Consider the following 6,555-nt stretch of genomic DNA (forward strand, 5'->3'; position numbering starts at 1 on the left):
GGGGGAGGGGGGCGGGGCGGCCTGGTACTTGTCGCGGAGCAGGCGCTTGTTGATCTTGCCCACGCTGGTCTTTTCGATCGCCTCGACAAAGAGCACCCGTTCCGGTACCGCATACTTCGAGATCGCGCCACGGCGGACGAAATCGCGCAGATGCTCCTGGATCTCTTCTGCTCCGGCCGACTGTCCCGGCCGCAATACGATCAACGGCAGCGGGCGTTCGCCCCACCGCGCATCCTTGATGCCGATAACCGCCACTTCGCTCACCGCGGCGTGACGCGAAATCAGGTCTTCGAGCTCCAGTGACGACACCCACTCGCCACCGCTCTTGATCACATCCTTGATGCGGTCGGTGACCTGCAAATAGCCATCGCTGTCGATCGAGCCAATGTCGTTGGTATGGAGGTAGCCACCGGCCCACAGGTGCTCGGACTCCGCCGCATTGCCGAAATAGCCTTGCGTGAGCCATGGCGCGCGGACCACGATTTCGCCGCTGGCCTTGCCATCGTGCGCAATGTCGCGCATCTCGTCATCGACGATGCGCAGGTCGACCAGCGGAACCGGCAAGCCTGTCTTGGTGCGGACGTCGAGTTCGGTGGTGGCATTGCCAAGCAGCGAGGTCTTCACCTGCGCCAGTGTGAGGATGGGGCAGGTCTCCGACATGCCGTAGCCGGTGAACACGTCGATGCCGCGGTCGATGGCGGCCTGCGCCAGGCCGCGGGGCAGCGCCGACCCGCCCACGATAATCTTCATGCCGCTCAGATCGACCGCGGCCGAATCCGGGTGCGACAGGATCATGTTGAGCAGCGTAGGCACTCCGTGGGAGAAGGTGATGCGCTCGCTCTGCACCAGCTGAAGGAGTTGGTCCGCAGCATAGCGCCCCGGATAGACCTGTTTCATACCAAGCGCCGTTGCCACGAAGGGCATTCCCCACGCATGCACATGGAACATCGGCGTCAGCGGCATGTAGACATCGTCCCGATGCACGCGTCCCTGAGTTGGCGCGCTGGTCAGTGCCGCCATGGTCGCCAGCGTATGGAGAACAATCTGCCGATGGCTGAAATACACCCCCTTGGGCAAACCGGTGGTGCCGGTCGTATAGAAGGTAGTTGCCCGTGCGTTCTCGTCGAAGTCGGGAAAGGGATAGTCTGGTGGCGAAGCGGCCAACAGCGTTTCGTACTCGGCGACAAAGCCTTCGGCCAACGGCGCGCTCTCGAGAGAGAGCGTGTCGTCGCCGATCAGCACCAGGCACTCGACGGATTCCAGCTGGTCGCGGATTGCCGCTACGACCGGCAGGAAGTCGGCGTGGACCATCAGAAGCCTAACGCCAGCGTGGTTCAGTGTGTAGGCGATCTGTTCCGGCGACAGGCGCACATTTACCGTCATCAGCACCGCCCCCATCATGGGGATGCCGAAGTAGCTTTCGAGGTAGCGGTGGCTGTCCCAGTCCATGACTGCCACCGTATCGCCCTGTGCAATGCCGAGCGATTGCAGGCCGCTGGCCAGTTGGCCGATTCGGTGCCGCATGGTCCAGTAGCTGTGCCGCACCTGACCGCGGTAGACGATTTCCTGTTCCGGATTGACCGCCAGCGGCGCGTGCAGGAGCTGCTTGATCAGCAGCGGATAGGCATACGCCGACGGCGTGCGGTGGATTGGGGTAGGCCGTGTCACGGAGGAGCTCCTTGATCGCTGTGGCAGCGGCCTGGGCAGCATGCGCCATGACTTGCATGCAGCGCCAGGGACGCCGGATGCCTGCCAGCGTAAGCGCCGTGGCACGGCTTTCCAGCCCCCCAATAGGGGAGGCACCGGGCATCCTGAGGGTTGCCCCCGGGGGCATTGTGAGGTGCCTCCCCGTTCGGGTGGCTGGCTTCCCAGACGTGATGGCTTAACCTGCGCTCCGACAACCGCGTCGAAGGAGACTGCAAATATGGCTTCCCCACCTCGTCCACAACCTGTCTTTCCCGATCTGGAGGGCAAAGTGGCACTTGTGACCGGCGCATTCGGCGGGCTTGGCCGCCACTTCGCGCTGACCCTGGCAAACGCTGGATGCCGCGTAGTGCTTGCCGGCCGCCGACTCGCCGAAGGGGAGCGCTTGCTGGCAGAGATCCGGGCGATGGGCGCAGACGGATGTGTTGTGCAGTTGGATGTGTGTGACCCCGATTCCGTATCCGGCGCATTCTTCCAGGCCGAGCAGGCGCGGGGAACTGTGGACATCGTCGTCAACAGTGCTGGCATTGCAACCACCGGGCCCGCGCTAGAGACCAGCGAGCAGGATTGGGCGCGGGTCATCGATACCAACCTCACCGGCGCCTGGCGTGTGGCGCAGTACGCCGCGCAGCAGATGCGCGAAGCTGGCCGGCAGGGCAGCATCATCAATATCGCTTCCATTCTGGGTCTGCGGGTGGCGCAGCAGGTTCCCGCATACACGGCCGCAAAGGCCGGTTTGATCCACCTGACGCAATCGCTGGCACTGGAATGGGCGCGCCATGGCATCCGCGTCAACGCACTAGCGCCGGGGTACTTTGCTACGGAGATTAATCGCGCCTTCTTCGACACGGCCAGCGGGCAAGCGATGGTCCGGCGGATTCCTCAACGGCGCCTGGGACAGCCCTCCCAGCTTGATGGCGCCTTGCTGCTGCTGGCATCGGGGGCATCCGATTACATCACCGGCGCCGTATTGCCCGTCGACGGCGGGCATCTGGTCAGCTCGCTCTGATGCGTCACGCGATTTCCCACACCAGCCAAAGGACAGTCCAATGAACGATACGACTTACCGCAATTGGGACGCGCTGGCCCGGCTGCTCCACGCGCGCGGGCTGATCAACCAGGCATCGCTTACTGCCACCCGGCTTACCGGTGGCCAGTCCAATCCGACTTTCCTGGTCTCCTCCGGTGCACACCGCTACGTGCTGCGGATGAAGCCTGCCGGGCACATCCAGCCCAAGGCGCACGCCATCGACCGCGAGTTTCGCGTCATGAGCGCGCTCCAGGGCAGTAATGTGCCCGTCCCCGCCGTGTACTTGTACAGCGAAGACCTGTCCGTGGTTGGCAGCCCGTTCTACCTGATGGAGTACCTCGATGGCAGGGTAATGGTGGACCAATCGCTGCCGGGTATGCAAAGCGCCGAGCGGAGTGCCATCTACGCGGAGATGAATCGCGTGATGGCAGCGCTGCACCGCATCGATGTCCAGGCCGTAAGGCTTGCCGACTACAGTCCTGTCGGTAACTACCTGGCGCGTCAGATTGCCGGATGGACGCGCCAGAGCCGCGCCACTGGCGCGCTCGAAAGTTCCGCCATGCAAGCGCTGATGAGCTGGCTCCCAAGGAACATCCCCGCGGTCGAGGAGACGCGACTCGTCCATGGCGACTTCCGCCTTGACAATCTGGTCTTTCACCCGAGCGAGTCCAGGGTAATCGGGGTGCTGGACTGGGAGTTGTCCGCGCTGGGAGATCCGCTCGTCGATTTTGCCTATCATTGCCTGAGCTGGCACATCCCTTCATCGCTGTGGCGCGGTATCGCTGATCTCGACTTCGCAGGCCTCGGTATCCCGAGCGAACAGACATATTTGCAGTGGTATGCCGAAGCCAACGGCAGTGCGGGTCTCGAGCACTGGGACTTCTACATTGCCTACAACCTGTTCAGGTTGGCCGCCATTATGTTTGGTATTGCAGAGAGGGCACGGCAAGGCAACGCTGCCGCTGCGGATGCCGTCGAGACTGGCCGAAAGGCCAGACCGACAGCCGACCTGGGATGGCATTACGCGATGCGCTATGAGGCCATCCGCAATCGTAAGGCGCATGCGCTGTCCTGATGAGGACATAGGTGACGCACTTCCTTGGCTATGTCTTGGTCATGTTCCAGGCAATAGCCCCCAGCCTTCTTGCACTTCGCTCAAATTCGCTCATTTAGGGACACTAGCCAATGACGTACCGTGCTCCTCTTAAAGAAATGTTTTTTGTCTTGGACACCTTAGCCGGTCTTGAGGCTATCAATAGACTGCCTGGATTTGAGGAGGCTTCACGGGAAACCGCATACTCTGTCCTGGAGGAGGCTGCCAAGTTTAGCGAGCAAGTAGTTGCACCACTAAACCGAGTCGGTGATCTGGAGCCAAGCCGGTGGCAGGAAGAGGAGGTGATCACGACGCCGGGGTTCAAACCGGCCTTCCAGCAATTCGCGCAAGGCGGATGGCAGGGAATTCAACATTCGCAACAGTTCGGTGGTCAAGGGCTGCCGAAGTTGATCGCGACTGCTTGTCACGAAATGCTGCACTCGGCGAACCTGTCATTCGCGCTTTGTCCTATGCTGACCGACGGCGCCATCGAGGCGCTGCTGACGGCAGGTTCCGACGCCCAGAAGGCCACCTTCCTGCCCAAGCTGATCTCGGGCGAGTGGACCGGCACCATGAACCTGACCGAGCCGCAGGCGGGCTCGGACCTGGCCGCGGTGCGCACCCGCGCCGAGCCGCAGGGCGACGGCACGTACAAGGTGTTCGGCACCAAGATCTTTATCACCTACGGCGAGCACGACATGGCGCAGAACATCGTGCATCTCGTGCTGGCCCGCACTCCTAACGCGCCTGAAGGCGTGAAGGGCATCTCGCTGTTCATCGTGCCCAAGTTCCTGGTCAATGACGATGGCAGCACCGGGGCGCGCAACGACGTGCATTGCGTCTCGATCGAACACAAGCTGGGCATCAAGGCCAGCCCCACGGCGGTGCTGCAGTTCGGCGACCATGGCGGCGCGATCGGCACGCTGGTCGGCGAAGAAAACCGCGGCCTCGAGTACATGTTCATCATGATGAACTCGGCACGCTTCTCGGTCGGCATGCAGGGCATCGCCGTATCCGAACGCGCCTACCAGCAGGCGGTGGCCTTTGCGCGCGAGCGCGTGCAGAGCCGCCCGGTCGATGGTTCGGCGCGCGAGGCGGTGACCATCATCCACCACCCTGACGTCAAGCGCATGCTGATGACCATGCGCGCGCTGACCGAAGGCGCGCGCGCGGTGGCCTACGTGGCCGCGGCCGCCAGCGACGCGGCGCACCAGCATCCCGACGAAGCCGTGCGCGGGCAGAGCCAGGCGTTCTACGAGTTCATGGTGCCGGTGGTGAAGGGCTGGAGCACCGAACTGTCGATCGATGTCACCAGCCTCGGCGTGCAGGTGCACGGCGGCATGGGCTTTATCGAGGAAACCGGCGCGGCGCAGCATTACCGCGACGCTCGCATCCTGCCGATCTACGAGGGCACTACGGCGATCCAGGCCAACGACCTGGTCGGCCGCAAGACCGTGCGCGACGGCGGCGCCGTCGCGCGCGCTATCTGTGCGCAGATTGTGGAAACCGAAGCCGCGCTGGGCCAACACGGCGGCGCTGCCTTCACCGCGGTGCAGGCGCAGCTGGCCAGGGGCCGCGCCGCGCTGGAAGCCGTGGTGGAATTTGTCGTTGCCAACGCCAAGGCTGATCCGAACGCGGTCTTTGCCGGCAGCGTGCCGTACCTGAAGCTGTGCGGCATCGTATTTTCCGGCTGGCAACTGGCCAGGGCGATGCTCGCTGCAGATGCAAAATCGGCCGAGGATCCGAACTTCTACGCCGCCAAGATCGCCACGGCGCTTTTCTTCGCGGAGCACGTCCTTTCGCAGTCTTCGGCTATGTGTGCCGCCGCGACGGCTGGAGATGTGGAGGTGACCTACTTTAGGGTTTAACGTGACGACCGACTGGTTCGCTCTGGCGAAATCTCAGCTCTTGATTGTGCCGTCAAATGAGCTTCTTATGGTCTTGATAGGCTGGGCAATTGAGGGACAGCCGTGGTGGTTATTGGTGCGCTCATATCTTGTGGATGACTGTTAGCTGTACAGATTCGGCCGTTGCATCGTAGAAAGCCATTGGCCGCTCATGGCCGGGAGGCGCCATTCGATCACGGATTTGGGCAGTCTCCATCCTCAAGCCTTCTTTGCACGTCTCGGTCTCCACCCAACTTTCGAACTGGGTAACGGCTGCGGAGTCAAAAGTTCGAGTCAGCAGGAATCGCAGTCCCTTTGACTCATGGTGGGAGCTAACGTGAGCCGGAGGATATCAATCCTAGCTCTATCAACATCTGTCTCAGTTCATCGCGTGAGAACCTTAATGCATCATAGAGCGCGTACACAAACGACTTTTCTGGGCAGTTGACCTTGTCGAAATAGCAGCCTTGCAAGATGAGGGAAAGCTAGAGTAGACAAGCGGCGTGCAGCGCCAACGAATATACACAGCGGAAAAGGGCACCCTTGGGGAGATAAAGCAAATGATTTCATACCAAGAAGGGTGCATTCGAGTTGAGCGCCTAGTTCAGCTCATGAATTACCGGGGACTGCTGACCGCGGCTGGGTTATCGACTGAAGGGGACGGGGCGATCTATTACATCCGCGAGATGCTGGAAGAGCTCCTGGAGGATTTTCGCCCGGGAATCTTTGCAACAGAGCCCAGTTCAGTCGTTGACACTACGGAACAGGCCTCCAGCCAAGATACGGGAATCCGCTATCATAAGCCTTTTGGTTATATAGATTTGCGATGTTATTTCCAGTGG

The 6,555-nt window shown here is 61.6% G+C and carries 5 protein-coding genes; 4 read left to right on the forward strand and 1 reads right to left on the reverse strand.

The features are described from left to right. On the reverse strand, positions 1–1,710 hold a 1,710-nt coding region (locus tag AC3WRI_RS32650; RefSeq protein WP_492294988.1), incomplete at its 3' end, for a fatty acid--CoA ligase. Between the two features lie 214 nt (positions 1,711–1,924). On the opposite strand from AC3WRI_RS32650, the gene AC3WRI_RS32655 reads away from it, so the two are divergent. From AC3WRI_RS32655 to AC3WRI_RS32670, 4 genes are all read left to right on the forward strand, one after another. Continuing rightward, on the forward strand, positions 1,925–2,713 hold the full coding sequence (locus tag AC3WRI_RS32655; protein ID WP_011617164.1) for an SDR family NAD(P)-dependent oxidoreductase: 789 nt from the start codon (positions 1,925–1,927) through the stop codon (positions 2,711–2,713). A gap of 40 nt (positions 2,714–2,753) precedes the next feature. Next, the gene (locus AC3WRI_RS32660; protein ID WP_011617163.1) at positions 2,754–3,809 is read left to right on the forward strand and encodes a phosphotransferase family protein; all 1,056 of its coding nucleotides are present in this window, start codon (positions 2,754–2,756) and stop codon (positions 3,807–3,809) included. Positions 3,810–3,919: 110 nt separating this feature from the next. Then, positions 3,920–5,695: an acyl-CoA dehydrogenase gene (locus AC3WRI_RS32665; RefSeq protein ID WP_037025429.1), complete on the forward strand. Its 1,776-nt coding sequence runs from the start codon at positions 3,920–3,922 to the stop codon at positions 5,693–5,695. 578 nt (positions 5,696–6,273) lie between these two features. Next, on the forward strand, positions 6,274–6,555 hold a 282-nt coding region (locus AC3WRI_RS32670), incomplete at its 3' end, for a hypothetical protein (RefSeq protein ID WP_492294989.1).

This window comes from Cupriavidus sp. FW305-27 (assembly GCF_058787995.1).